We start from the raw sequence: 1,187 nt of genomic DNA, 5'->3' as shown, positions 1-1,187 counted from the left end.
GACGCGGGTCAGGTAGCTGTGCAGGCTCAGCGGGCTGTTGTCCTTGGCCAGCAGTTGCAGCAACGGGGCGAAGGTGGCGTCCAGCGGGCCTTGTGGCATGGGCGTATCGATGGTTTGCTGCGCCGTGTTGATCAGCGTTTTGCCGCCGGTTCCGGCCTGGTAGGCCACGGTGGTGATCAGGGCCAGCAGCGGCGATTGCTGCGGGTCGCTGATCAGCGCCAGCTGGTCGACCGCCTCGCCCAGGTCCTTGGCCTGGCGCCAGCGCACGCTGTTGAGGAAGCTCAGCCAGGCGCTGCCGAAGTCCTTGAAGTAGCGGGCGGTGAGCCTGGCCTTGAGGGTTTCAGGGGACAGCTCGCTATCGACGTTCGAGTCCTGGTCACTGAGCACCCAATCGATTTTCGCCCTACGCGCCTCGGCAATGTCGTCGATGGCAGCCCGTATCTGCCCGTCCCACGCCTGGCGAGTGAAGATCCCCGGCACACTGCGGGTCGCGCCAAACAGCGCCGACGCCTGGGTGTCGCCAAGCATCTGCACCAGCGCCATCGGCGGAAAATGATTGCCCGCGCGGTCCAGCACCTGCTGGTACAGGCTGGCTTCGGCGTTGCGCTGGCCCAGCTCGCCAAGCAGGACCTGCCGCACCTGGGCGATCAGGCGTGGGTTGGCGTCGATGCGCCATTCGGGATGGCTGGGGAGTTGCTGGAGGTAGAACGACCATTGGCCGGGTAGATCAGGCACGCGCGCCAGCAGCAGTTTTTCCAGGAACGCCGGATCGGCTTTTTCAGGGTGCGCGAGCATCAGGTAGGCCTTGAGCGGCTCGTAGGCGCCACCGGCCATCTCCGTGCGCGCCTGGCTGCCGGCGGGCTGCGCCACCAGGGTCCACAGCGTCTGCTCCAGGCTGGCCACGGCCTTGTCACGCAGCAGCGCATGGGTGGCCTGCACGTAGCGCGGCCAGAGCGAGTCGAGCAGCGCCTGGCTATGGCTCAGGCCAAAGCCCAGGTACCAGGGCTCGCCGTGGACGCGGCGGTACTCCAGGCGGTCCACCTCGCGGGTGATGTTGCTGAGGGTGGTGAGAGTGGTGATCGGCTGCGCGGCGACCTGCGCCAGGTGGACCGCTTGGTTGCGGTTGGCCACGAAGGACAGCAATACACCAGCCGTCAGCACGCCTGTGGCGGCCAACGTAGCCACGT

General features: G+C 67.0%; 1 protein-coding gene. It reads right to left on the bottom strand.

Annotated features, from left to right (window positions below):
• A partial coding sequence (locus tag ACWKWX_RS32600; protein WP_483829925.1) for an ImcF-related family protein occupies positions 1 to 1,187 on the bottom strand: 1,187 nt, incomplete at both ends.

The sequence above is a fragment of the Pseudomonas imperatae genome (assembly GCF_057128625.1).
The sequence above is the reverse complement of the archived record's forward strand: the minus strand, read 5'-3'. Positions and strand labels throughout refer to the sequence as shown.